At 57.7% G+C, this 25,448-nt stretch carries 21 protein-coding genes; 2 read left to right on the top strand and 19 right to left on the bottom strand.

The genetic code is table 11. The features are described from left to right. Positions 1–355: 355 nt before the first annotated feature. The 13 genes from GA645_RS14350 to GA645_RS14290 all read right to left on the bottom strand — a co-directional run bounded on the left by GA645_RS14350 (position 356) and on the right by GA645_RS14290 (position 17,237). Positions 356–1,309, bottom strand: a complete 954-nt coding sequence (locus GA645_RS14350; RefSeq protein WP_152223687.1) for a hypothetical protein — start codon at positions 1,307–1,309, stop codon at positions 356–358. Between the two features lie 164 nt (positions 1,310–1,473). Continuing rightward, positions 1,474–2,337 (bottom strand): hypothetical protein, encoded by an 864-nt coding sequence (locus GA645_RS14345; RefSeq protein ID WP_152223686.1) that lies wholly within the window; start codon positions 2,335–2,337, stop codon positions 1,474–1,476. Positions 2,338–2,749: 412 nt separating this feature from the next. Further along, a complete protein-coding gene (locus GA645_RS14340) occupies positions 2,750–3,901 on the bottom strand; it encodes an EAL domain-containing protein (RefSeq protein ID WP_178119545.1) in 1,152 nt (383 codons plus the stop codon). Between the two features lie 389 nt (positions 3,902–4,290). Next, positions 4,291–4,605 (bottom strand): hypothetical protein, encoded by a 315-nt coding sequence (locus GA645_RS14335; protein ID WP_152223684.1) that lies wholly within the window; start codon positions 4,603–4,605, stop codon positions 4,291–4,293. A 699-nt stretch (positions 4,606–5,304) separates the two neighbouring features. Further along, complete coding sequence (locus GA645_RS14330; RefSeq protein WP_152223683.1) at positions 5,305–5,931, bottom strand: response regulator transcription factor; 627 nt, start codon at positions 5,929–5,931, stop codon at positions 5,305–5,307. A 467-nt stretch (positions 5,932–6,398) separates the two neighbouring features. Continuing rightward, positions 6,399–9,893, bottom strand: a complete 3,495-nt coding sequence (locus tag GA645_RS14325) for an ATP-binding protein (RefSeq protein ID WP_152223682.1) — start codon at positions 9,891–9,893, stop codon at positions 6,399–6,401. Positions 9,894–10,027: 134 nt separating this feature from the next. Further along, positions 10,028–10,654, bottom strand: coding sequence for a response regulator transcription factor (locus GA645_RS14320; protein WP_152223681.1), 627 nt, complete (start codon positions 10,652–10,654; stop codon positions 10,028–10,030). Between the two features lie 763 nt (positions 10,655–11,417). Further along, the gene (locus GA645_RS14315; RefSeq protein ID WP_256676156.1) at positions 11,418–12,008 is read right to left on the bottom strand and encodes a hypothetical protein; all 591 of its coding nucleotides are present in this window, start codon (positions 12,006–12,008) and stop codon (positions 11,418–11,420) included. Positions 12,009–12,110: 102 nt separating this feature from the next. Then, positions 12,111–13,721: a DUF1254 domain-containing protein gene (locus tag GA645_RS14310; RefSeq protein WP_152223680.1), complete on the bottom strand. Its 1,611-nt coding sequence runs from the start codon at positions 13,719–13,721 to the stop codon at positions 12,111–12,113. Positions 13,722–13,837: 116 nt separating this feature from the next. Beyond that, complete coding sequence (locus GA645_RS14305) at positions 13,838–14,512, bottom strand: DUF3313 family protein (RefSeq protein WP_152223679.1); 675 nt, start codon at positions 14,510–14,512, stop codon at positions 13,838–13,840. Positions 14,513–14,625: 113 nt separating this feature from the next. Next, complete coding sequence (locus GA645_RS14300; protein WP_152223678.1) at positions 14,626–14,946, bottom strand: hypothetical protein; 321 nt, start codon at positions 14,944–14,946, stop codon at positions 14,626–14,628. Between the two features lie 82 nt (positions 14,947–15,028). Next, entirely contained in the window at positions 15,029–16,240 is a 1,212-nt protein-coding gene (locus GA645_RS14295) for an OmpP1/FadL family transporter (protein ID WP_256676155.1), read from the bottom strand. A gap of 214 nt (positions 16,241–16,454) precedes the next feature. Further along, positions 16,455–17,237: a transporter gene (locus GA645_RS14290; protein WP_178119626.1), complete on the bottom strand. Its 783-nt coding sequence runs from the start codon at positions 17,235–17,237 to the stop codon at positions 16,455–16,457. A gap of 264 nt (positions 17,238–17,501) precedes the next feature. Here GA645_RS14290 and GA645_RS14285 point away from each other — a divergent pair, with 264 nt between their 5' ends. Continuing rightward, entirely contained in the window at positions 17,502–18,485 is a 984-nt protein-coding gene (locus tag GA645_RS14285; protein ID WP_152223675.1) for an AraC family transcriptional regulator, read from the top strand. A 139-nt stretch (positions 18,486–18,624) separates the two neighbouring features. Here the strand turns inward: GA645_RS14285 and GA645_RS14280 are convergent, their stop codons facing one another. The 5 genes from GA645_RS14280 to GA645_RS14260 all read right to left on the bottom strand — a co-directional run bounded on the left by GA645_RS14280 (position 18,625) and on the right by GA645_RS14260 (position 23,490). Beyond that, positions 18,625–19,179 (bottom strand): membrane integrity-associated transporter subunit PqiC, encoded by a 555-nt coding sequence (locus GA645_RS14280; RefSeq protein WP_152223674.1) that lies wholly within the window; start codon positions 19,177–19,179, stop codon positions 18,625–18,627. A gap of 28 nt (positions 19,180–19,207) precedes the next feature. Next, positions 19,208–20,848, bottom strand: coding sequence for an intermembrane transport protein PqiB (locus GA645_RS14275; RefSeq protein ID WP_152223673.1), 1,641 nt, complete (start codon positions 20,846–20,848; stop codon positions 19,208–19,210). Further along, positions 20,829–21,476 carry a paraquat-inducible protein A gene (locus GA645_RS14270; RefSeq protein ID WP_152223672.1) on the bottom strand — a complete coding sequence of 216 codons (648 nt, stop codon included), beginning with the start codon at positions 21,474–21,476 and terminating at the stop codon, positions 20,829–20,831. The genes GA645_RS14275 and GA645_RS14270 overlap by 20 nt, the downstream gene beginning before the upstream one ends. Next, on the bottom strand, positions 21,473–22,069 hold the full coding sequence (locus GA645_RS14265; RefSeq protein WP_152223671.1) for a paraquat-inducible protein A: 597 nt from the start codon (positions 22,067–22,069) through the stop codon (positions 21,473–21,475). The genes GA645_RS14270 and GA645_RS14265 overlap by 4 nt, the downstream gene beginning before the upstream one ends. 209 nt (positions 22,070–22,278) lie before the next feature. Then, positions 22,279–23,490, bottom strand: a complete 1,212-nt coding sequence (locus GA645_RS14260) for an OmpP1/FadL family transporter (RefSeq protein ID WP_256676154.1) — start codon at positions 23,488–23,490, stop codon at positions 22,279–22,281. A gap of 487 nt (positions 23,491–23,977) precedes the next feature. On the opposite strand from GA645_RS14260, the gene GA645_RS14255 reads away from it, so the two are divergent. Further along, positions 23,978–24,433 (top strand): glycine zipper 2TM domain-containing protein, encoded by a 456-nt coding sequence (locus GA645_RS14255; RefSeq protein WP_152223669.1) that lies wholly within the window; start codon positions 23,978–23,980, stop codon positions 24,431–24,433. Between the two features lie 123 nt (positions 24,434–24,556). Here the strand turns inward: GA645_RS14255 and GA645_RS14250 are convergent, their stop codons facing one another. Beyond that, positions 24,557–25,426: a helix-turn-helix domain-containing protein gene (locus GA645_RS14250; RefSeq protein ID WP_256676153.1), complete on the bottom strand. Its 870-nt coding sequence runs from the start codon at positions 25,424–25,426 to the stop codon at positions 24,557–24,559. Positions 25,427–25,448 lie beyond the last annotated feature (22 nt).

Genomic DNA, 25,448 nt, shown 5'->3' with positions numbered 1-25,448 from the left:
AGCTATTTGATTGGGACTGCAGCCATGTTAGGGAGGCGTCATCTGAATGAACCGAAGCAGGTTCCGACCGAAATGTAGGAAATGTCTGAAGCGAAGGAGGCGTGGCACCCAACGAAGCTCCTAGCTGCCCCTCTCCGTCCATGCACGACGCAACCACATCAAGCAGCTGTTCCTAGCTAAAGAGTGCAATGGCTTGGAACGCTTACGTCTTTAAGCAGTGGCGTGAAAGGGGCTTGAATTGAAGCAGAGGAATGAAGACTAGCGCTTAACACTGAGCGCTATGAGTGTATCTTTGAGGTAAAAGAGGATGTCGCAGTCAAAAAAGGCCTCCATGAAGACAGGAGGCCTGTAGGCGTCATTCATCAAGATCTGTAGGAATGGTCTTGTCGATAGCACTCAAGGCGCCACGAACCAGCCGTAGATTTTTCTCGCTGTAACTCTTAACAATAATTTCTAAGCGATTCTTGGCATCAACGAGGCGAGAGTATTTTGCAGCAAGGTCGTCGCTAAGGCGTTGCAGGGCAATTTCACGTTCATCCAATTCGGCAGCACGCAAAAGAAGATGCGCCTGCTGCTGCTCCATCCGTTGCTCTTCCTTGGTGAGCAGTTCGACTCGATTAGCAAGGGCACGCTCGCGCCTGTCGACCGCTTCCTCCAGAACCTGGAGAGCCTGGCGGCGCTCGAAGAGGCTCACAGCCTGTTCCTGGGCGTCTCGCTCAAGAGATTGCCTGCCAATCAGCAAGCTCTGCTCCAACTGCTGCAAGCGCTCGGCCTGCTCAGTAAGTCTCAGCTCATCTTCCTGAGCTTGCCGGCAACGATGATCTAATGCTTCCTGTGCTTTCTGTGCATTGAGCTTTTGCTGCGACAGCTCATGGGCCATGCCTGCCAGAGAGTCGAGCGTGGACTGGACACCTTGCAGCACCCTGTCGGTCTCACTAACTTCAGGAGGAGTTGCGGACTCTGGTTGTGAAATGGCCGCTGCTAATTCAGGCTGGCCCCGCATAAGCTTCGGCTCGGTCTCTGCAGTCGCCTGAAGTGGCATGGACAGAAACTCCTGGATAGCAGTCAATTCGCTGAATTCGGAGGCGTCGTCGAGCTCCAAGTTCGCCCCACCACTACTGACGTCCGCTGAAGAGCCAGGAGTTTGCTGAGTGGTGAACCTCCCCTGCCCGGCTCGCGCCATCTCTGGCAGTTGACCAAAGTAGCTTTGCGATAGCTGATCCATCCTGAGATTGAGCATGGGAACTTTAATATCTTGCGACAACGGTTTTAGATTGCTTGGCATGGCAAGGGAGCTTTTCATATTCATCGATTCGCTTGTTTGATGGGTGGGGAGCCCGTTATAGCGGTAGGCTACTAGCGAAGAATCAATTGGCGCCTGAAGTGGCTACCGCTGATGCGTGTCGCCCTTGTCGTCGGTTCGACTCAAACTCGAAATTACGAGCCAAACCCGCATCCAGGGGCAGCAGCAACTCAAGTTTTTTCCGGAGAGGTCAACAGCGCGTTCACCGAAAGCGGGAAGTAAGCCACCGGTACGTTGTACTCACGGCCGAGCAACTTGCCCTCTCCATACCAGAGAACGCCGTTTTGCCGCATAGTCAGACCCACGCCCGGAGATACGTTGAGCTGAACTCCATTGGAGGCACTGAAAGCCAGTGCGGTAGGCTCAAGGCGGTCCACACTGTAGGTAACATTCGGCGGAGGCAATTGCTGCTTGACTCGCTCAAGGAAAACAGGAGCCAAGCGAACAAACAACTGGTTGGCCTGCTCGCGATACTGCGCAGTGCTTTTACCAGGGTTACGCCGTAACTCCGCACCAATCAGCGCGAAAATATCCGCAGTGGCGTGAGCCGATGCTAACTTGACTCGCAGAGTTTGGGCCAAACGAGCGTTGTCGATTTGAGGTGCGGGCACTTTACCGTCGTTCGCAGACGCAGGAGCGATAGCCGTGACGTCGCTCAAGTCGACTGGTGACTGCGCATCGAAGGCAATGTATGCCGCACAGGCTGCGGCCTGCCCGGCACGGTCTCCAGTGAGCAGAAGCGAGGTAGAGCTATTGGCAGGCAGTTTTGACGGATCAATCCCAGTGCTGAGCAAGCTTCCGCTCACCTGCTCCAGTGTTGCCTCACCACGCGCCAGTGCACAGATATATCCGACCATTTGCTTTGCATTCGGACCATCAAACTGGGGGCGCAGGCCGGAAATCGATTCTTGGATAATCGGCAAAATGGGCATGTCCACCAAGTTCCGGCTTGGAGCCGCTTTCTGAGGTAGGCATCCGTAGAGAGTGCTGACACCGCCAATAAGCGCGATGCCGATAATAGTTTTGTATTTCATTAAAGTCAGGCCTCCGAGAGCTTGTGAGATGGGTTGGCTCCTTACACCGAACTGCAGAATCCGGCAGTGCGTTCACCGCAGATCGATTGGTAAGAAAGACTATTGAGTACAAGCCAAGATCGGAGCAGGATCGGTCTCGCCATTTCGTAGGAAATGTCTGACGAAGTGATCACATGGGAAAACATCTCTCGGTGCGGCGCAATCAAGCGCGGATCAGGGGAGGATATATAGAGCCGTCACCTAGCCGTATTGGTCCCGACCGCCATGCTAGAAATGTCGGCCGGGAGCAAAATGAGAAGAAGGGCGAGCGAAAAGACGACTAGGCTAGAGCGGTAGGGCAAAAGCCGCCCAGACGGCTAAAAAGTGGTCGTGACGGCATGAGCTGCCAACAATGCTTGCTTCGCGCCGACTCCTAGCGGAAACGTCTACTAACCACATTACCAGCCGCCTTGGTGTGCAGCAGGCGATTCAGCGCCTCGCCCATTACCGGCTTACTGAAGTAATACCCTTGCGCATATTCACAACCAAGATCTTGCAGGTGATGAAGTTGCCTTTCCGTTTCAACTCCTTCAGCTACCACAGGCAGCTCTAAGGCTCGTCCTAGCGCTACAGCACTGCTGAGTATCGCGCCTCGACGAGAGTCGCAATCCAGCCCCTGAACAAAGCAGGCATCCAACTTCAATTCGGTAAAGGGCAGCTCTATCAAGCGCTGCAGCGTGGACTGGCCTCTACCGAAGTCATCGATGGCCAAGCCGCAACCGAGCATGCGAAGCCGCAGCAGATTGTCCAAGCTGACTATCGGCGCTTCCAAGAGACCTACTTCTGTCAGCTCGAAAGTGACGCGACGAGGATCAATTCCCTGGCGCCGCATCCTTTGTTCAACCCTAGAGGCCAATCCGGGCAGGGCAATCTGTGAAGGCTCAAGATTGAACGCTAGCTTGATGTCCGTACGACCGAGAGTGGACAGCTTGCTGAATGCCTGGCTCATCAGTGTGAAAAGTAGTGCATCAAGTAGTTCGGCATCACGCAGGGCCGGCAGAAATTGATCAGGGGCTAGAAGATCGCCGTCCGGCCGCTGCCAGCGCGCCAACACTTCAAATCCGCAAATTTGCCCAGTGCTCACCGAGACCTTCGGCTGAAATGCGGGAAGAATTTCTCCCCGCCACAACGCCGTTACCACATCTGCATCTGCTGGAATTTCCCGAAGAATTGGAAGCTCCAGTGTATTTGGATCGCTCAGCTCCAAGGTCTGCAGCAGTGCTGACAGACCTTCGGGGACTACACCCTCCCCCTCAAGGCGCAATACCTGGAGTCCGTGCAGGCGCAGCAGTCTATTCAGCGCAGGCCAGGTTCCCTGTGCGGGCTCTCCGATAAGGACTAGGGCATGAGTGAGATGTTCTCTTGCTGCAACTAGAAGGAAGTCCAGACAAACCGTCGGACAAGTCCGCAAATCCCAAAGCAGTAGCTGAACACCACCACACTTACGCAAAGTCTCGAGTGCCCGAGCGGCGCTTGTCGCTTCTAGGACGTGACCATAGCCGAGCCGATGCAGCAGGGCCGACATACCAGATCGCTGAGAGGCGGGATCTTGCAGAATCAACGCTGATGACGGGCGCATAGTCAGTTCCTGGACACGATGGGGAAGGAAGAATTCTCCCCGACCGTATGGAAGATGTTGCGAGGCACGCTCCTGGCATTGCGTAGGAAAATTCCCAGGCGCATGGCCTGGGAATTGAATTGAGAAGCCATCAATCAATGCGAAAGAGGGACGAAGAAATGCGCTCAAACCATCAGTGAGAAGTCTCTACCGCACACAAGCGGAAAAGGCCACTCCTGTCCGTGCGGACTTCGAGATGGGGCAGATGCACCCTCTGATGTCACTCAACCTTTCACCGACAGTTGGTGATCCGGTGGGGCACCAGGCGAGGCGTAAGTCGGCTCAATGCGCTCGTTTCAATCCAGCATCGGCGCATCAACCAAGCGAAAGCGCTCGCCTTGCACATCAATAAACCACTGCCCTTCGATCACTCCAAGCGGCTGCGCTCCCGCCATAACTGCGAAGCATGCCGCTCGACGGCGAATTACCATTCCCAGAAACAACTCACCGCCTTGGCGATCACAACAATCAAGCATGCGCGCTTGGCGAATCCGATAGCGCATGGCGCCCTCGCGGTCATAGAGCACATATTGACCATCCAGGCGGTAGGTAACTAGGCATTCACGTGGAATCAACTGAGCCAATTGCGCGGCTGTCAGAGAGTCGGGCATGAGCCAACCTCCGCGAAATACCCCATACCCTGCGAGGGGCTCTGCTCGACTAATTTTAAGCCCGATGCCCTTTGAGCCAGGGGTAACGCCTCTTGGCAATCAGCCAAAAGGTTTTGTGTCGTAACAGCCTCCTCCCCTTTCTGGCCAGCGCCGTGATGGGTACTTTGCCGGGAAGTTGCTGGGGCCATCCAAGCGCTGACACAGGAGATTAAGGCTCCTGGCCGAAAGACGAGTGCAGCGGAAGCATCGAGGGATAGAGCCTCAAATTTTTTTCGTGCAAATAGAAATAATGTGGGCAATTCCTCATCCTTGAAGGTGACGGTCGAATTTGGTGAACTGTATAGCTCTTGATGATTATCGAAATATAAGAAATATATCGCTCAACAATCTCGGCACGTATAGTGCACCGCTAGGCGCATCGCCTATACGGAGCGGATAGCAGATCTGAGGCGCGCATGCCACGTTGCTGGATCTGCATCTGCAAACCGGCCAAAGTATCCAGAAATAGCCTACTTGCCGTGCCAGAGCAAGCAGACTTATATCTGTAGCAAAACTAAAGATACAGGCAGGCCGAAAACCGCTCAAGCGACCACATCGGCTCCCATAGCTTATTGGCGACCATCAGTACACCCTCCTTGCTGGGCCATGGCACCATAAGCCTGAAACAGCTTTCGAAAAATGGATGACCTGAAGTTCAGGTCAGAGCAATCCATTTCGACGTGCCATCTGTGATAGCCCCACTAATGACCTGACTTTCAGTTTTGCAAACACACGTGATTTATAGGTGCCGATAGTCTTGCTACTCAGCTGCGTATCTTTGCTGATTTCTTTATTAGAAAGGCCTTGTAGCAATTGATCCAACACCATCCGCTCTCGCTCAGAGAGCGACGCAATGCGTCGGGCCTCGCTGACCTCCATGACGGCACAAGGGACAGAACTAAAGGTGTTTTGTGGAAAATAGGTATACCCATTCATCACAGCCAAAGCTGCACTAGCTAATTCATTAAGATCACTGCTCTTAGAAACGAAGCCCAAAGCACCAGCTTTCATGCAGCGACTGGAAAAATGATCGGCCGACTGCTCGGTCAGCACTAGCACCTTGAAGCCAGAGACAGGTGCGTTCAATTGCTCAAGCACTCCCAAGCCGTCTAGATTGGGGATAAAGAGATCCAATACAATTAAGTCGGGCAGCAACTCATGAGCCATCTCAACCGCGGCCAAACCACTTTCAGCCTCCCCTACAATTTCAAAGCCTTCCTGACTCAGTATCAACCTAACGCCAGCCCGCATGAAGGGGTGGTCATCCACGACCAGAACTCTAGACATATTTACCTCCGTTCCATCCACAGCGTTAGTCGCTGAACGCTGCCTATAAGCAGATTGCCTGGAGGGACCCACTCGGCGGTCAAGCCTTCGAGCGCCTACCCTGCTACAAAAAACGACCTGCTCACGGGCGGCTTACCAGACTTCTGGATTGTGCGAACTTCAAATCGAAAAGTCAGGAGGCGACTTCTCTTGGGGCTGTAGGCCTATTCCTCAATCCCGCCAAATGCGAACTGGGTCAACAGCACAACGACTCGCTCCCAGGTGCTGAGAGTGTCGATATTGGGGCAGGCATGAGCACAAAGAGGCTATCGCTGACTGAGCAAGCAGGCCGCGAAGCGGAGATGATTGGGAAATAGTTTATGAGGCCGGTCCTCTGACACGGCCACATCGGCGCTGTCGAGACTCATCAACTCGAACCAGGAACCACCCACGAAGATGTAGTTGCAGCCGAGGTCTATGCCCGCGAGTCAGACCAACTGCGTTTCTAACTCCTGGGCCAAGTCATCCAACGACCGACAGACACGAGCGACGGCTGATTGCCTCTGATCGTGATCAATGTCTATCCGGCACATACTCTCCAGATGCTCGCATGCTTCCAAGAGCAACCCCGCCCTGGCTAGTCGCGCGCCCCCCTTGATACGGTGCGCAAGGTCAGCAAGTTGGTGGTTGTTTGTTTCGGGAGAGTAATCGGCAAGCCGCTTCCGGTCCTCCCGGACGGAGCGCAGCAAGTCGTTCAGCAGGCCATAAAGAGCTTCTGCATTATTCAGCGTAAGCTTCTGCAGATAGGCCAAGTCAAACGTTGAGGGTCCGCTCTTGCTCTTTGTGCGTGGGGTTATGCCGGCGAGATAGCTGCGCACATCCTCAAGAGTGATGGGCTTAAATAGGCAATCATCCATTCCAGAATCAAGACAACGTTGGCGCTCTTCTGGCAATGCGTTGGCAGTAAAGCCAAAAATCACGCAGGGAGATAGACCGTCCAACTGCTCTCGCTTTCGAATTTCCCGAGCCAGGTCGTAGCCGTTGAGAACTGGCATATTGCAGTCTGTGATCACTATATCGAACTGACCGTGACGCCAAGCCTGTAGGCCTTGGGCACCATCCTCGGCATCCTGCACTTGATGTCCGAGATAGCCCAGCTGCTGAGCCAGCAGCAGGCGATTGGCGGGATAGTCGTCTACCACCAAGACGCTGAGTGACGGATCTTCTTCGGTTGTACTATCGAGCACCAATGGAGCAGTAGGTTCGGAACTACCCAGTATTGGCATGCTCAATTGGATCACCACGCGTGTACCGCGGCCCAACTCGCTGAACAACTCCAAACTTCCCCCCATCATTTCGCACAGAGTACGACTAATGGCCAACCCGAGGCCGGTGCCGCTGCGCGGAGACATCTGACTGCTACCGACCTGTGAGAACGGTGCGAACAAGCGCTGCAGGTCTTCAGCAGAAATACCCTGACCGCTATCGGTAACCTCCACGCAAACTGCCAACTCATCGCCATCTGCCTTAGCCCGATAAGTCACCCGCACTTCGCCTTGGTCGGTAAACTTGATGGCGTTGCCAATCAGGTTTGACAACACTTGCCGGTAGCGCAATGGATCGACTAGGACGTCTGCGACGGTCTCGCCAGTGCAATCGAAGTGCAAACCAAGGCGCTTCTGTCGGGCCAGTCCCTCGAATACCCATATGGTCGACTCGGTGAGTGTGCGTAGGTTTGCGCGTTCGGGATTGAGGCTCAGCTTGCCTGACTCGATACGAGCAATATCAAGAATGTCACCAATGAGGCCGAGCAAGCCGTGCGCTGAGTTAGACGCCACCTCTAGAGCTTTTCGGTCGATGATGCCCTGTTCTGACTTCTTCTGTGCCAGTTCAAGCATGCCTAGGATAGCGTTCATCGGCGTGCGGATTTCGTGGCTCATCGTTGCAAGGAAGGTTGTCTTGGCGCGATTAGCGCTTTCTGCCGCGTCGCGTGCCTCCTGCTCTGCATCGAGCAGAGTTTTGCGCTCACTGATATCGATCCATCCGCAAATGATGCCATCTACCGCACCGTCGGAATTACGGTAAGGCAATACCCACTGGTAAATGGTCAGAATCTCGCCATTGGACAGCGTTAATTTACGATCCCCTACATCCGGCTCGCCACTGGCCATCACTCGTTGATAGATGGATTCGTAATCTCTCGCCTCCTCTGGAGACGCCAAAGCACCATCGCAAACTTTCCGACCTATCACATCCTCTCGCCGTACATTCAATCGCCTTAGGTAACTGGCATTGCAGGATATTAACCGGCCCTGACTGTCGCGCACATAAATGGGATGCGGAGTGCCGTCCACTAATACATGCATGAACTCCATTTGATCACTCAAAGCTTGTTCGGCCTGTATACGACTGCGAATTTGCCGACGCAACCAATACACCCAAAACAGTACCATTCCCAAAGCTAGACTACCGGCAACTCCCCCTTTGACAATAAGTCCTCCATAGCGCGACCAATAGCTCTCTGAAACTACGACCTCACCACTCCAGCGCCGAGTCAGATCAGCCATTTCTGAAGGAGAAATACTCAATAGAGCTTTGTTTAGAATTGAAATCAGCTCTAATGAGCTACGTGCAGTCGCAAATGCGGCCTGGCCGGGAGCAGTCCCAATAGTTGAGGTAATGCGCAGTCTTCCTGGATAGCGCTGGGAGATTAGATAGCGCGCACCAATCAATGAATTAATCGTTGCATCGGCACTGCCATTAGCAACCATCTCCATAGCCTCAGCAGCATCATCAACCTCTACAAGCTTGATGTTGGGAAAATGTTGGCGCAAGTACTCCTGCAGATAAATCCCACGAACCAGCGCGATGGTTTTCCCGCTCAGATCGTTAAGGGTTACATCACCACACGATGCGCGACAGACCAGCACGAATGCGGAGGTAAAGTACGGGCGAGTAAGGCTTAGTTTCCCGTCACTTTGTATAATTGAAGTGAAGGCAGGCAGCATATCCGACTCACCACTAACTACGCTGGAGACTATTTCTCGCAATTTTCCAGTATAATTAACCTCAAAGTGAAGTCCTGTGCGCTGACTAATCCGCTCCAACACATCCGCGCTAATTCCGCGAAATTTTTTATCATCGTCAAAGAATGTGAAAGGCAAAGCAGTTTCGCTGATTGCCATCTTCACTACTGGATGCTCGGCAACCCACTGCTGCTCAGCACGAGTCAATTGTATCCGGCTACCAGGCATACTGGGGCGATCGGCATCCCAACGTCGGAGGATAACCATCCGCTCACGCTCAGGAATAGCTTCCAAGGCCCTGTTGAGCACCCGCAACAACTGAGAATTATCCTTGTTCAGTGCAAATGCAAACGACCCAGAATTGATGTTTGCAAAATTCATCAAGCGAATATTATTTAAGTAGCTTCGATTGATTAGGTAATCAGTAGCAATGGCATCTCCCAAGTAGACATCCGCTTGACCGAAGGCGACCGCCCCCATCGCCGCGAGCGTTGACGGGTATAGTTGCAGTCGAGCGTTAGGGTAATGAGCCTTTACTGATGCTTCGGAAAGATAGTGATAGGCCATTGCTAAGCGCATTCCGCTTAACTCTGGACTCTCGGCAGCCTCGCTCCCTACGCGTGCAGCTAATACCGGTTGATCGGTAGCATAAGGCAACGAAAGCGCCACCCCTTCTGTGGTGTCATATTCATTGGCAGTGGATAAGATATCTATACTGCCTTCCTTTAAGGCTTGAACAGCTTCCTTGCGCCCCCCAAAAACTCTCAATTCTATGCGTACATTTAGTAATTCACCGATCAGCGAAGCATAGTCGGCGCTTATACCTTCGTAGTCGGATTGATTGTTAATCACGTCCAAAGGAGGGTAGTCCGGAGTCGTAATGCCAAGGCGCAATACTCGACGCTCACGCAACCAACTCCAGTCTTCGTTACTGAGTTCGGCTCGGTAACCGTCCACTGTGGATCGACCGAATAAGCGCAGTTCCTCACTATGTGCGCAGGCAATTGTGAGAACCCAAATACAGCCAATCCAAAGTAGGCTGCAGAGGCGCTGAGGAAACGAGAGCACAGGGGACAACCTCACGTCTATGTTCAGATCAGATTATTGCGCCGTGCCAAGTCAGCAAGATCCACAAGCGTCCTGACATTGAGTTTCTCTATTACTCGCGCCTTATATGTGCTAACTGTCTTATTGCTCAGCAAAATGGCATCGCCAATTTCCTTATTAGAAAGCCCTCGCGCCAAATGCTGAAGAATCATCAGCTCTCGATCAGAAAGCAAGGCGATACGATCAGCCTCGGTGGCATCTATGTCGGTCCGGCGTACCGAGTTGACGGCGATTGCTGGAAAATAGGTATAGCCGTCCATAACAGCTTTGGCTGCTCGAACCAATTCACTTAAATCGCCGGACTTAGAGACGAAGCCCGATGCACCGGCCTTCAAGCAGCGCGGGGAAAAGCATTCAGCCGACTGGGAGGTCAACACCAGAACCTTGATACCGGATGCAGCGCCATTAAGCCGACCAATTACCTCCAGACCGTCTAGACGTGGGATGGAGATGTCCAGAACTATAAGATCTGGCGAGCAGTCACGGGCCATCTGCACTGCATCAATACCATTATCTGCCTCGCCTGCTACCTCGAAGCCTTCTTGGCTCAGAACCAGCTTTACTCCAGCCCGAACGAAGGGGTGGTCATCCACGATCAGAACTCTCGGCATTTACTACTGCTCCGTATGCAGACATCGGCATCAGTACATCGCCCCGTCAATAGAATCGACGCGATGGACCGAGCGTAACCAAATCCGAAACGCCAAATCACTAGGCGTCTTACTTACAAACGTATCCATGCAAAAAATGTTACTAACCAGCCAGTGCTCAGACGTGGGTCCAGTCTATGGGCGAGCAGCTATGCCGATTCGCGTGCTGATTCTGGATCAGGCATCGCTACTAGCAGTGGGTTTGTAGCCCAACATCCCCAGATACTCCTCCAGAGCAGGCGGCTGACCTGATCCAAGGTCAAACCAGAGGTCAATAGACGGTGTCCTAGCAATCGGATGCCTACACGAATGCGGTGATGTAAGAAAACGCCGCATTTTCGAGAAATGGCGCCATAGTGATTTATAGGTCACCGCCCAATTTCTTGTAGGAAACTTCCCAAAAATATTAGCCGTTAGAGATGAAATGACTCGAACTGGGAGATCGGCTCCAGTGCCGACTCGGAAGCACCAGTATGGCAATCAGATTGCCGCTACGAAGCTGTACACAGGCTGCATTCGATACAGGAGTTCACCAACCGCCGATCTCCCTGCTGCGACGATTGCCTATGCCCCTTACCAGCGATGCGTTCATCGTTCAGTACTCCCATTACCCCCCTCGAGGGGGGACGCTCGTCTCAGTCGATTCTGCCAAGAGTATGGGCGGCGGTTTGGGCAGCAATGAGCAGCAAGAGATGGAGTACCTGTGGCAGGTACTCCGCAGACATCAATTAACGGACTTTGCGGGATGAGCAGTGATGATCTGCAGGGTGTCCTCGTAGGTCACGTTGAGCGTCTGCCCGACCTTCAGCGCGCCCATCTTGCTGTGCAGCTTCGGATCCTCCACGGAGATGACCTTGTTGGTGCCATTCGGCCCTTCGAAGGTGAGCTCGTGCTTCTTCAGGTTGATGCCGATGATCTTCAGTTGCACGCGCGCCATGCGGAAGGCATCGCCGCCCGGATGCGGGTTGCTCGGCGTGGCCAGGGCAATGCCCTCTTCCGTGAAACCACCCGGCGCCTGGGTCTGAACCTGGGTATCCAGATCGAACGCAGCCGAATGCACGACCAGCGCTGCGATGTGGTCACCCGACTTCAAATGCCCCAGGTCCTGGGCCACATCGGTCACCTGGACGGTAACGGGCTTGCCCGCTACGCCCTCGACGACGACGCGACGATCCTTGGCATCGACGGAAATGACCTTGGTCACGATCTCGTCGGACTCGACGGTCACGCCCAGCGGAATATCGGCGGCCATCACCGGAGCGGCGATCGCCAGGGCCAGGGCGCCGATCATCGGCAGAGATTTGAGGAGATGCATGGTTGAACCCTCCTTGGGCTCGGTACGGTGGGATTCCTGGGACAGCAGGCAATCCCCCGCCGTCCTGGCGGGGGATTGCCGAGGGTGTTGCAGAGCTGAAGGCTATTTGACCAACTCGATTTCACTCGGCCGCCACTGCTTGGTGAAGAAGGGCTCGAGCGGACTGTACAGACGCAGAACGACGAACCAGCCCTTGCCCGGCATGGTCTGAATCCAGTTGCCACGCGCCACGCCCTTGGGCTGTTCCGGCGAGAAATACACCGTGGTGGCGCCATCGGAACCGGCTTCGGCCGCGGGCGACGGATAGCTCTGGCTGCCGGCACGCGGGAAGCGCTGGGGCGTCTCGAGCATCGAGCGGGTCATGTTGTCGTAGGCGGTCAGCGACCAGAAATTCGCCTCGGGAATCCCCTTGGGCAGGGTCACCTTGTAGGTTTTGCCGCCGTCGAAATGCTGCTTCTCGCCATCCATGGTCGCCAGCAGGTACTGCGAGCCCACGCCAGGCAGACGCATGGCCATGGCCGGCGTGATGCCGGTAATGCCGTAGAAGAAGTTGGTGCGCGCATCCATGGTGCGGTAGCCGGTGTCCGGGAAGGGTTTGACGCCCTCCTTCGTGATCATCGGAATCGGTGTCTCGAACTCGTAGCCGGTCTCGAACAGGAAATTGAACCACGAGGATTTCGGGTAGTAGAACCAGCTCGGATCACGCGGACTCATGAACAGCGTGCGCGCCGTGGCGTTACCCACCGCAAGCGCGCGGGTCATGATGCCCTTCATGCGCTCGTCAGGCGCAAAGGGTTTGCCCTTGACGATGCCCAGGGCGGCAATCGGTCCCATCAGCTCAGGGTCCAGCGACGTCGCCGGCTCCTCCTGCACGATCTGGTTGAGCATCTCGAAGAAGGTCCAGTCGCTCGGCGGCACGGTGTTCATCACCTTGCCGCTGCCCTCGTGGAATACGGTCGCCGGCACCGGCGCGGGACGTCCGAGCGGTGCCTTGCCGGCCAGGAACTCGGCCAGCGGGGTACCGACGCCGCCCGGCTCATAGGGATAGATCCTGGTGAATTTGCGGATCGTCTCGGCAACCGGCTTCGGATCGCTGTGGTCCTTCAGGAAGGAGCGACCGAACCAGAGCACGTGATTGGTGCGGGCATGGGCCACGAAAAACCCGCCCTGCGGCAGCGGCCCCTTGTAGTCCGGAGGAACGATCAGGTACTTGCCGCCGACACCACGGTCCGGCCCCGGCACGCCGACGTCGGTCACCCAGCGGAACCAGGCGTCCTGGACGACCCCCAGCAGCTCGGGCGCCGCTTCCATCACCACCGGCCCCTTGCTGAGGTCGATAGAGCCCATGACATAAACGGTGTCGGCGTTGGCCGTGAGGAACAGCGACTTGGAGTCCATCAGCTCGGAGAAGATGAGGACCTCGTTGTCCTTCACGCCGAGGCTCTGCATCCCCTTGCGCAACGACAGGATGCTGACGCCGCGCATGTTGTCCATGAAGGCACGGTAGGCCAGGCTGAAATCGTGTTCTTCGTAGAGCTTCGCTGCTGTTTCCGCGTCAGGCACGCCATCGCGGAACTTGAGTGAGCCGAAGCTGGTTTCGACGCTGTCCGGCGTCACCAGCGACGGCGGAATCGCGGCTTGCTCGGTTGCCGAACAGGTGAGCGCGAAGGACATCCCCAGCGCGCCGGCAACGCGCACGCAGTGAGTGAGCATGGATTTTTTTTCAGGGCAGGTTTGCATCGCTGTGTTCCCGTTGAATGGCAGGTTCCTGAATTCGATAGCGGAGACAGTCTCGTTTTTCAGAGACTGCCCGATGACCGCTCTCAAACTCACTGTACGTTCTGAATCGCCCGGATCGACTTGGCTAGGTCCGAAGCCCAGGCATCCAGGACAGGCTTGGCATCCTTCGCCGTCATCACCTGGGACGAATTTTCCAGCTCGGTGCCGGCGCCCTTGCGTACGACCTCGGCCACCAGCTTGCCGCTGCCGCCATCCAGGAAGGCCGCTTCGGTGGCAATGTCGGTGTCCATGTCACGATGCCCGGTGGCAGTGGTGATGCCCGCGACGATCAGAGCGATCGGGATGACTTCGTAGGGTTTCAGACCCTCGGTCTTGGCGCTGACCGCGGTGATCGCCGGACGCACGACCAGGGTGCCCTGGCCAGGCGTGGAGACCAGCGGCAATACCTGGGAGACCTCGCGCTTCAACGCTTGGTCGTAATACTGGGTAACCCCCTGGAGCGTACTCTGCGGAACCTGCTCCGTGGCCTGGGGTTGCGGGTAGAGCTGGCTGGGCTCGATGTACACGCTGGTGAAGCTGTTGCTGTTCAGGCCGGGCTCAACCCAGCGCATCACGTCAGCGCCAGAGGGAGATTTTTCCTCCTTCAGGATGCTGTAGTCCTTGAGGAAACCGGAATACTGGTCCGGCTCGACATACTTGCTGGCACAACCGGAGAGCATGAGAGAACTGGCGCACAAGGCAACAAGCACAAGCTTGGATTTCATTATTTGAATCCTATTCATGGAAGTATGGAAAGCACTGAGCCGCTGACGAAACAGCAGTCTGATTCAATAAAAACACTCACCTCGAGGAACACTGGGCCTATCAAGCGAAAGCGCTACAGCTTAGCCGCTTGAGTACTGTCATCTATCGCATTGCAGTTATGGGCATCCAGACAGTAGGCCAGATACACGGCCTGCTTACCGCAACCACGCGCACCGATGGTGTATTCGGTACGGGCATAGCCAAATCGAGTCTCGATGACCTTGTTTGAAAGTATTGTCGGAGTAACGCTCGGACAATTGAGGTCGAAGGACGCACGACTGGTTGCAGCCTTGGTAGCCGCATCCTGATTAGAAGCCAGGAACTGCTCATTGGAAACGCAAGCAACCAGACTGGCGATGGGAAGAAGGACAGCAGCGAATCGAATGCGACGCATGGGATTGACCCTCCAATGGCATGCAGATCGCCCGGCGCTGAAATTGGGCCTGGCGAGACGGGTAAGAGCCGCTATAGCGTGACTAGAAGCGCCAGGTCGCGCTTGCGGCGAAAGCCTGGATCCAGGCATCGTCGAACTCGCCCGAAACGCGCTTGGGATCATTCGCCGGCAGCGGCTTCTGCTGATCGATGGGCATATCGCCCATCCACACCAGTTCGTAGCTGAAGTTGATGTCAGTATTCTTGTCCAGCGAATAGGTGAAGCCGGTGCCCAGACGCCAGGTGTCGCTCATGGGTACGGTCAGGGTACGGTTGTGGTCGCTGACGGCGGAGCTGTCGTAGCCCAGCCCCATGTTCCACAGCCACTGCGGATCGAAGCGGTACTGGGCGCCCACCGAGGCATGCCAGGTGTCCTTGTAGTCCGCTTCCAGGGTGGCCGAATGAGGATTGGGGCTGTCCAGGTCGATCCCGATTTCACCGAAACGCGACCAGTCCTGCCAGTTGAGGCTCGCCAGCAAGGCCCATTGCGGATCGAGCTGCTGGAAGAGACTCAGCGTCAGGGTCTGCGGGACATTCATGTCGAGCTGGGTGTTCGCATTGAGCACACCACGGTTGCTCAGCGCGGTCGTGGCAACTGGCCCCAACCCTTCCAGATCCATGCGGTCCTCGAACTTGACGTGGATCTCGCTGGTGTAGCTCAGGCCCAGCCGGGTGCCTTCCCGGGGCTCATAGATCACCCCGACGTTGCCACCAAGGGCCCAGTCGTTGTCCTTGTATTTCATGCGCCCATCGGGGCGATCCAGGACGCCGTAGGGATCGTTGTCCACCGCCAGCTTCGAGTCGAGCGCGGCATAGAAGGCACGCACACCCAGGCCCACGGCCCATTGATCGTTGATCTGATACGCCACCGAGGGCATCAGCGTCATGCCGGCAATGGTGCCGTTCTGCAGGAAGTAACGGCCCTGCCAATCATTGTTGTAGTTGAGGCTGAGACCGAAGTCCCCGTACGCGGCGAAGCCCACCGACCAACCGTCGTTCAGCTCCTGAGTGACGAAGAAACTCCCGCCCGGCAACCACTCCAGGGCATTGCCGCTATTACTGCCGTCGATGTTGGTGTCCGAGTCGGTATGAAATTCCAGGTTGCTGTGCAGCAACTGCCCGGCGGCGGTGATCTGGGTGCCTTTCAACAGCGCCATGCCCGCCACGTTGCTGGCCAGGGTGCTGGGCCCCTGGGCCCGGGCGGCGGCACCGGCGTTGGCCAGGCCAACGTTATCGGTACCGACCTCGTACAGCATGATTCCCCCGGCCATCGCCGACACTGGCAAAGCAAACACACCCACCGCAAGAACTGGGGCAAAGGCAAACTTCATTTTTTTATCCTTGTCCAAAGCCTGTCGGACTTTTAACGAAAGCTGGCTCGATAATCTGCAAACTCTAAACAAGGGCAGGAAGTCAGTCCCCGCTCTTGCCATTCACCCCATCGATATCAAAGTCATCAGCAGGGTTCTTTCAACGTGGAAACAACAGGGTCACCGCAGCGCGGAAGCCCCACCCTTGCGGTCCGTCCTCGGGACTATCCAGCCAGTATCTCGGCCCTGCCTGTACTGTAAGTGGCTGCCCGTCGATCTTGAGCAATTGGGTAATGGTCAGGTTGACCGGCACTGACCATTCACGAGACTGCCAATCGTAAGTGGACTCAGTGTTTATGCCGTAGGTTGTATAGGTGCTGGTGGTGTATGAAAAGAAGGGTTGAAGGTACGTCTGATTGACCTTGTCCTTATCATCCGGCGGACTTCCGTCCATTCCCCAGATGTGATTTGCCAGGATGCCACGCGTCCAGCCGTTCGACTGTTTCAATGCGACAGCTGTCGGACCGGCCCCCCATTGCTCGCTGCTCAATAGTTCGTCACTGCCAGTAGGAATCAACAGTACCGGCCCGGCACCCAGTATCCAGCCACTCTCCGTGGCGTTCTTCGGCGAGAAGAAGAAGCTCTGCGTTACATCACCGATGCCGGACTTGTCCGCCACGCTACCCGGTGCCAAACCATGCTGGTCAATAACCGGAAGAATCGTGCGGGAAATGAGGTTCCATTCGTCATTCAGTGTAAATGGCAGGACCGGCTGAATATTCGTAACGCTGTGCATGCCCTCGCCCGTGGGTCCCATTTTCTGGTCCCAGTTGTATTGCACCGGCAGGCTATACATGTCCGCGACAGGGTTTAATGCCTTCTTTGCCAGCTCTGCCGAATCATCAGCCCCTGCAGCCTCGCCGCATAAAGCTAGGGTGATGATGAATACAAAAGAAACCTGAAGATTTTCTTGTTGTTTCAACTCAATACCCCGCCTCTGTAGATCCAATAGTCGTGGCTCGCATATACGTAGCGCACGCTATAACCCTTCCCTGCTCGGACCCAACACGCAGGACCGGGTGACTCGATGCCGGCGGCCCCGCCGTTTACACGGATACTCTTGCTCCAGAAAGACGCCGTCTACCCGTAAAATGCAAATCCCATCCAGATTGTGCAATAGTGCATCGTAGGATCGCAGGGAACGCCAATGGGAACTGAAGCAGATAAGAAGCCGCTTGACCGCTTTATGGTCATTCGCACCAACGATGTCGAAGAGATGAGAGCTGCTGCGCAACCCTTCTATGGGGAGCTCCGCTTTTCAGTTCCATGCGAGCACGAACGTTTCTATGCCTACGGCAACCATTGTCAACTCAATGATATTGCAATCTCCTACGTAAGCTTCACAACAGCAGTCGATCAGATCCACTATTCCAGTGCTTCAGCCCATTATGCGATTCCCATCGGCCTTACCGGGGACGGATGGGGAGAAACACGAGGAAAAGTAGTAGGCCTCAAAGCTCGACAAGGTCTGATTGCGTCGCCGGGGGAGCGAACCGCTCTGCATACCGCCCCTGATTTTGAAGAGATTGCGCTTCTACTCGACGCCGCTGTTGTAGCTCGGAAGCTCACCAGCCTGATTGGAGCCGAAGTCAATGGCAGCATTGCCATCGACCCTACGCTCAATCTAGAGAGCCCTATCGGTAGGCAATGGTGGAGATTATTGTGGTTCCTCATTAACGAGGCTGAGACGCGCGAAACTGAACTTCCGCTGATTGCCCTGAGTGAGATCGAGCAGGCGCTCATCGTTATGCTCCTCAAGGCGAGCAACCACAACTTCAGCGACGCCTTGAGTGTCCAGCGGGAAGTTGCCCCCAGGACGGTCCGGCTCGCCGAGGAATATATCGAAGCACACTGGGATCAGCCCATCACCGTGGAGCATCTGGCGCAGCTTACAAATGTCAGTGTTCGCAGCTTGTTCTACTCATTCAGGAAAAGCCGCGGTTACTCTCCGATGGGCTTCGTCAAGCAGGTACGCCTTCGCCATGCGCGCCAGATGCTGTTACACGCCTCGCCCGGCACAACCGTGGCAGCAGTCGCCTCACAATGTGGGTTCAGCAATCTCGGTAATTTCGCAATGGACTACCGCAGAGCATTCGCAGAGCTTCCATCAAATACCTTGAAGTCGACATGAGAAAATGCCTGGTCAAGTCGAATGCAATCAGGTGGTCAAATAAGTGCATTGCGCAACTGGAGAAGGGGTGGGCATTTTTCCCTCACACGCCATCGGACTGGGGGCGGCTGGAACTGAATTATAGGGTTGCCCGCGCGCTTCAGCGCCCGCTGGCAGGACAACGTCCTGCCAGCGGGCCGCTCCCGGCCAGGCTGATGGCTCCGGCGAGTTTGCGCAGATTGGCCTGGTGCGCGCTCACCAGACTCTCCACCCGGTTGTCCGCGGGCGTCTGTACGGTGGTGCGGCAGATGAGGCCCTTCTGCTCCCCCGGGCGCTTCAGGCGCCAGGTGGCATCCAGCAATGCATAGCTGCCGGGGACCGAGTCGAAGCGCTGCACGTCCACGCGCAACAGTGTGGGCGCGGCACCACCGGCGGGCGCGCCGAGCTGGTCCTGTAGCGCGCTCTGGAACTCGTCCGTAAGATTGGCGCCCCACCATTCGGTCTCCAGGATGACCAGTCCGCTGCTCCCCTGACGTACCACGATCTGCGAGCGATCCACCTGCGGCGGCAGGCTCACCCGTTCGATCCGAATGTTCGCACTGCCCTGCTGCCCCGGCTGCGACGGCACCAGCGTGTGATAATGAAGGGGCGCGCTGCTGCATCCCCAGAACAACGGGAGCAGGCCGGCAATCAACAGCGTCGGCAGCTTCGGCATCTGAATTCACTCCTTTGGCAATGCGCAATCAGGGTTGCAGGTTGTTCGCGTCCGCGGACTTCGGGCGGCCGCGAATCAGCGATTCGGGGTGCCTGCTGAGGTAGTCGGAGAGGTCACGCAACGAGCGCGATGTGCGATCCAGATCGTCCAGCGTTACGCTGAGTTGCTCACGCTGCGGAGAGTCCGCCGCCAGCGCCGAGTTGGCCGCCTGCAAGGTCTGCCGGACCTCGGCCAGCGTGCTGCTCACGCCGGGCAGGGTCTGGCTGTTGAACTGCTTCAGGCTGTTCTGCAGCTCGCGCAGATTGCCATCCAGGTTGTTGGCGATACGCTCCAGCGGCAGCTTGCTGATGCGCTCCACCACCTGTTGCAACTGTTCCTGCAGCTTCTCCAGGTTGCTGGGGATGGTGGGAATGGAAAATGGCTGGGCCGTGTCGTTGAACGCCACTGGCGGGGCGTCGGGGTAGAAGTCCAGGGAGATGTACTTCTGCCCGGTGATCAGGTTGCCGCTGCGGGTCTGGGCGCGCAGGCCACGCTCGATGAAGGTGCGCACCAGGTCCCGGGTACCCGCTTCATCCTCCGGCGTGTGATGGAAGATCTGCAGCATCTTCTGGTGGATCGGGCCCAGTCGCTTCGGATAGACCACCGCCTCGACCATGTACGGGAAGCTCCGCGTGGCCGGGTCATAGTCCAGTTGCACCGAGGTGACCTTGCCGAACTCCACTCCCATGAATTCCACCGGCGCGCCCACTGACAGGCCGCGCGTGGTCTGGTCGAAGCGCAGGCTCAGGTAGACCGGTTTGCCGGAGGGTGGCGCCAGTGCCGTCTCGCGATCACCGAACAGCTGGAACGCCTGCTGGTCCACCGCCGGCGCAGCATCGACCGTATGCGGCGGGCTGCCGAAGGCCAGGCCGCCAACCAGGATCGAGGACATGGATTCGGTATTGACCCGCAGGCCGTTGGCGTCCACGGCCACGTCGACACCGCTGGCGTTCCAGAAGCGCGTGTTCTGGGTGACGAAGACGTCGTAGGGAGCGTTGACGAAGATACCGATGTCCACGCCCTTGCCGTCCGGCTTCAGGGCATAGGACACCACCTGCCCCACCGGGATCTTCCGGTAGTAGATCGACGAGCCGATATCCAGCGAGCCAAGGTCGTCTGCACTGAGCATGAAGCGCTTGCCCTTCTCGCCGTAGGTGATCGGCGGCGGCGACTCGAGGCCGATGAAGCTCCTTTCCGAGAGCTTCGAATCACCCGAATCGGCACCGATGAAATTACCCGACAGCAGCGTATCCACTCCGGAAACACCGCCAATGCCAATACGCGGCCGAACCACCCAGAACTGGGCGCCACGTCGGGCGAACGACTCGGCCTCCTTGGACAGCTGGACCTTGGTGATCACGCTCTTGCGATCGGGCGCCAGCTCGACCGAAGTCACCTCGCCGATCACCACGCTGCGGTACTTCACCTGGGTCTTGTGCGGCACCAGGCCTTCGCCGGTGTGGAAGGAAATCGAGATCACCGGCCCTTCCGCCAGCCAGCTGCGGACCACCAGCGACGCACCGATCAGCATTGCCACGATCGGCACTATCCACACCAGCGATACGCTCCAGCGACGGGTCTGCACCTCCCCCTGTCCTGGCTGCGACTGCTCAGCGGCGTCCTGCACCATTGACCTTGTCTCCCTTCTGCGAATCGCTGTCCCAGATCAAACGTGGATCGAAACTCATGGCCGAAAGCATGGTGAGCACCACCACCATGCCGAAGAACAGGATGCCGGGGCGCGGCTCGATGGTGCCCAAACCCTGCATCTGCACCAGGGCGGCGACCAGCGCGACGACCATCACGTCGAGCATCGACCAGTAGCCGATCAGCTCGACGAAACGGTACAGCTGCGAGCGCTGCCGGCGAGCCCAGGCGCTGCGGCGCTGGGCGGTGAACAGCAGCAGCCCCAGGGAAAAGAACTTTATCGCCGGTACGCCGACGCTGGCGATGAAGATGATCAGCGCGATGTCCCAGGCACCCGCCTCCCAGAACTCCAGCACCCCGCCGCCGATGGTGCTGTCGGCGCCCTGCCCGAGCATTTCCGTACGCATCACCGGCAGCAGGTTGGCCGGCACGTAGAACACCAGTGCTGCCACCAGGAAGGCCCAGCCACGGGTAATGGCATCGGTCTTGCGGGCGTGCAACGGGGCCCCGCAGCGCTCGCACTGGTGCATCTGCCGTGCGAGGTTGCAAGCATGGCCGCAGCCATGACACAGGCGCAGGTTCAGTTCCGCGGCCAGCGGCGGTTCACTCACACTTGCCCCCAGAGGTCGCGGATATCGCGTCCAGCCACGTAGATCAGCAGCATGCTCAGGGCGGCCAGCGCGATCAGGCCGATGCCGGGGATCACCTCCAGCAGCCCAGCCAGCTTGATGACCGCCACCAGGGTTCCGAGCAGGCAGACCTCCAGCATGCTCCACGGCCGCACGCCCTCCAGCGCGCGCATGCACAGGGCGAAGCCGGGCGCGCGGCGCTCGCGCAGAGCGAAACCCAGCAGCCAGATGAGCAGCGCCACCTGTAGCACCGGCGCGATGATGACGGCCAGGGCCACCACCAGGGCGATGAAGGTAATGTTGCCGGTGCTGAGGATCAACACCGAGTCCCAGAGGGTCGCCGAATTGCGAATTCCCTGCATGCCGATCGTCATCACCGGATAGAAATTGGCGAAGGCCAGCAACACCGCGCCCGTCAGACTCAGTGCCAGGCGCTGCTCGACGGTCAGCGCGACGTGGCGCTGTAGCACCCCACCGCAGCGCACACACAGCGCACGCTGGTGACGTTGCAGCGGCGCGCGCTGGTATACGGCGTCGCAGTATTCACAGATGATCAGGTCGTTGGTCTGGGGCATGCGGGTGTCCATACAGTGACTCCAGCGGCCGACGGGTACGTCAGGACCCTTGAATTCAGCTTCCGTGGCAATCCGAGTGGTTCGAAATGTGCGGGCGAAACGCCGATGGAGCGTCTCATCTGCGCATACGACGTACCCCGCTCTCAAGCGCCCCTAAAGCTGCCCGAGCCTTGGGATGCGGCCGCATCGGTCAGCAGGCTTGCACTCCATCAGAAGTGCCAGGTCGCGCTCGCGGCAAAGGCCTGGATCCAGGCATTGTCGAACTCGCCCGAGACGCGCTTGGGATCGTTGAGCGGCAACGGCTTCTGCTGATCGACAGACATGTCGCCCATCCACACCAATTCGTAGCTGAAGTTGATGTCAGTATTCTTATCCAGCGAATAGGTGAAGCCGGTGCCCAGGCGCCAGGTTTCGTTCGTGGGCACGGTCAGGGTACGGTTGTGATCGCTGACGGCGGAGCTGTCGTAGCCCAGGCCCATGTTCCACAGCCACTGCGGATCGAAGCGATACTGGGCGCCCACGGAGGCATGCCAGGTATCCTTGTAATGGGTATTCAGCGTCGCCGAATGGGGATTGGCGCTGTCCAGATCGACTCCGATCTCGTCGAAGCGCGACCAGTCCTGCCAGCCGAGGCTACCCAGCAAGGCCCATTGCGTATCGAGTTGCTGGAAGACACTCAGCGTCAGCGTCTGCGGAACATTCATATCGATCTTGGTGTTCGCATCGAGGACACCACGGTTGCCCAACGCGGTCGTGGCGACCGGGCCAAGCCCTTCCAGGTCCATGCGATCCTCGAACTTGACGTGGATTTCGCTGGTATAGCTCAGGCCCAGCCGGGTGCCTTCCCGGGGCTCGTAGATCACCCCGAGGTTGCCGCCGAGGGCCCAATCGTTGTCCTTGTACTTCATGCGCCCATCAGGGCGATCCAGGACGCCGAGGGGATCGTTGTCCACCGCCATCTTCGATTCGAGTGCGGCATAGAAGGCGCGCGCGCCCAGGCCCACGGCCCATTGATCGTTGATGCGGTAAGCCACCGAGGGCATCAACGTCATGCCGGCAATGGAGCCGTTCTGCAGGAAGTAACGGCCCTGCCAGTCGTTGTCGTAGTTCAGGCTGAGACCGAAGTCCCCGTACGCGGCGAAGCCGACCGACCAGCCATCGTTCAACTCCTGGGTGACGAAGAAGCTCCCGCCCGGCAGCCACTCCAGTGCGTTACCGCTGTCGCCGCCGTCGATGTTGGTATCCGAGTCGGTATGGAACTCCAGGTTGCTGTGCAGCAACTGCCCGGCGGCGGTGATCTGGGTGCCTTTCAGCAGGGCCATGCCCGCCACGTTGCTGGCCAGGGTGCTGGGACCCTGGGCCCTTGCAGCAGCACCGGCGTTGGCCAGCCCGACGTTATCGGTGCCGACCTCGTACAGCATGATTCCCCCGGCCATTGCCGACAAAGGCAAAGCGAACATACCCACCGCAAGGACTGGGGCAAATGCATACTTCATTCTGGTATCCCTTCCGAATTAAGTCGTACTTCTTATTCTGCGTCGGCACCGGACCGTGCCGAGATCAATAACCAACGCCAGCATAGTGCAATCAGGCCAAACCGTAACGACTTCCACGGGACATTAATCACAAAGCCGCGCGAGGATCTGGGTGCCTGGGCCAGTCAACAGCCTCCCGATTCCCGCCGACGGCACTGACGAGCAACAAACGGTCACGGGAATCAACGGTGTTTCACTTCATGGACTAGCCACGCCAACGCTGCGTCGCTACGCTCCAGTTGCCTGCGCCGATTTCAATGGAGCAGATATCCGGATCAGCCAGGACTGAGCATCCGGATGGCATGGAACCCGCACTCGAAAATCACACAAAAAATGATTGCCAGTGCAACAGCCCTTTGTGAGGAACCTAATGATGAAACCCATGACTTCATGGATCGCCGCTCTCGTCGTCGCCGCTTCCCTGACCGCTTGCGCCAATGTTGGCCCAGGCAATGGCGGACCGGGTGAAATGGAAATTCGCACCGGACGCATCGAACAGATCACCCTGACGCAGATGCAGACCAACCATGACAGCGGGATCGGCGCCGTGCTCGGCGGCGTGGGTGGCGCGGCCCTGGGGAGCCTGATCGGCCAGGGCACCGGCCGCGACGTAGCCATGGTCGCAGGCGTTCTGGGCGGCGCCCTGGCCGGCAACTATGCGGAGAAGAAGAAGTATGACCAGCCCCAGGAAGCGCAGCAGATCATTGTCCGCATGAAGAGCGGCGTACTGGTGTCCGTCACCCAGCCGGTCAATCAGGGCCTGAGCCAGGGCATGGCGGTCTACATCGAAGGCACTGGCGGCGACGCCCGCGTCGTGCCGCAGGGCTGACCCGGCGGCGGAAGAGCCGGCTGGACAGCCAGCATCGCCACAATCCCGATGTCTCGGAGCCCCGCCGCACCCGGCGGGGCTTCTTGTTTGCGCGCCCCGAACGGCGCGGGATATCCGCCGCCGTCAGCCCTGTCTGGACAGCCTGGCGCGGAACTGTGCCGGCGTCACCGCATGGGCCGCACGGAAGCTGGCGGTCAGGTGGCTCTGGCTGCTGAAGCCGCACTCCTGGGCGATGCGCACCAGCGGCATCTCCGACAGGCTCAACAACTTGCGCACGTGCTCCAGGCGCGCCGCCAGCACATAGCGATGCGGCGTCATGCCCACCGCCTCCAGGAACAGGCGGCGGAAATGCGCCTGGCTGACGCCGGCCAGGCAAGCCAGGGCGTCTGCGGACAAGTCCTCCGCCGGGTTCTGGTGGATGTGGTTGAGCACCGCCTGCAAGCGCGGAAAGTGCGCATGGCGCGGATTGATGCCACCGCAGACAGGCGTCGTCAGCACACGATAGGTCTGCTCCAGCATCACGGCCGCCAGCTGGGCCATGAAGGCCTGGTCCGCCATCATGCCCTTGTGCAACTCGCTCACCAGTTGCTGCGCGGCGGCACCCACCAGTGGGTCGCTGAACGACAGGGGCTGGCCTCGCGCATCAGCCAGCGATTCAAGGTTGGCCATGGTGTCGTTGCCGTCTTCGAGGAAGTAGAAAACAGCGAAATCCACGGTGCCCGAATAATGCCAATGAGTGGCGGCTCCGCGCGGGATCAGCAACGTATTGGTGGGGATGTTCTGGCTGCGCCAGTGATCCTGCTCGCCCTCCAGCACTTGCCCGCCCCCAAACTGGCTCACCAGGCCGGTGCAGCCCAATCCAGACACGGTGCGCTCGATGGTCTGGTACATGTAGCGCTCCACGAACAGGGGAGTCGCACCGCCGATGGTGCCCTCGAGAATGGGTTTCTGCCCCAGTTCCTCTCGCACCTGCAGCCAGTTGGATTGCAGCAAATGCCGTACTCCATGATGAGCG

The sequence above is a fragment of the Pseudomonas sp. SCB32 genome (assembly GCF_009189165.1).
Classification (GTDB): Bacteria; Pseudomonadota; Gammaproteobacteria; order Pseudomonadales; family Pseudomonadaceae; genus Pseudomonas.
The sequence above is the reverse complement of the archived record's forward strand: the minus strand, read 5'-3'. Positions and strand labels throughout refer to the sequence as shown.

Bases quoted from the DNA above. Each gene is read 5' to 3' on its own strand.
- GA645_RS14350 (WP_152223687.1), bottom strand. From the start codon at position 1,309: ATGAATATGAAAAGCTCCCTTGCCATGCCAAGCAATCTAAAACCGTTG.
- GA645_RS14345 (WP_152223686.1), bottom strand. From the start codon at position 2,337: ATGAAATACAAAACTATTATCGGCATCGCGCTTATTGGCGGTGTCAGC.
- GA645_RS14340 (WP_178119545.1), bottom strand. From the start codon at position 3,901: ATGTCGGCCCTGCTGCATCGGCTCGGCTATGGTCACGTCCTAGAAGCG.
- GA645_RS14335 (WP_152223684.1), bottom strand. From the start codon at position 4,605: ATGCCCGACTCTCTGACAGCCGCGCAATTGGCTCAGTTGATTCCACGT.
- GA645_RS14330 (WP_152223683.1), bottom strand. From the start codon at position 5,931: ATGTCTAGAGTTCTGGTCGTGGATGACCACCCCTTCATGCGGGCTGGC.
- GA645_RS14320 (WP_152223681.1), bottom strand. From the start codon at position 10,654: ATGCCGAGAGTTCTGATCGTGGATGACCACCCCTTCGTTCGGGCTGGA.
- GA645_RS14315 (WP_256676156.1), bottom strand. From the start codon at position 12,008: ATGCATCTCCTCAAATCTCTGCCGATGATCGGCGCCCTGGCCCTGGCG.
- GA645_RS14310 (WP_152223680.1), bottom strand. From the start codon at position 13,721: ATGCTCACTCACTGCGTGCGCGTTGCCGGCGCGCTGGGGATGTCCTTC.
- GA645_RS14305 (WP_152223679.1), bottom strand. From the start codon at position 14,512: ATGAAATCCAAGCTTGTGCTTGTTGCCTTGTGCGCCAGTTCTCTCATG.
- GA645_RS14300 (WP_152223678.1), bottom strand. From the start codon at position 14,946: ATGCGTCGCATTCGATTCGCTGCTGTCCTTCTTCCCATCGCCAGTCTG.
- GA645_RS14295 (WP_256676155.1), bottom strand. From the start codon at position 16,240: ATGCTGTACGAGGTCGGTACCGATAACGTTGGCCTGGCCAACGCCGGT.
- GA645_RS14285 (WP_152223675.1), top strand. From the start codon at position 17,502: ATGGGAACTGAAGCAGATAAGAAGCCGCTTGACCGCTTTATGGTCATT.
- GA645_RS14280 (WP_152223674.1), bottom strand. From the start codon at position 19,179: ATGCCGAAGCTGCCGACGCTGTTGATTGCCGGCCTGCTCCCGTTGTTC.
- GA645_RS14275 (WP_152223673.1), bottom strand. From the start codon at position 20,848: ATGGTGCAGGACGCCGCTGAGCAGTCGCAGCCAGGACAGGGGGAGGTG.
- GA645_RS14265 (WP_152223671.1), bottom strand. From the start codon at position 22,069: ATGCCCCAGACCAACGACCTGATCATCTGTGAATACTGCGACGCCGTA.
- GA645_RS14260 (WP_256676154.1), bottom strand. From the start codon at position 23,490: ATGCTGTACGAGGTCGGCACCGATAACGTCGGGCTGGCCAACGCCGGT.
- GA645_RS14255 (WP_152223669.1), top strand. From the start codon at position 23,978: ATGAAACCCATGACTTCATGGATCGCCGCTCTCGTCGTCGCCGCTTCC.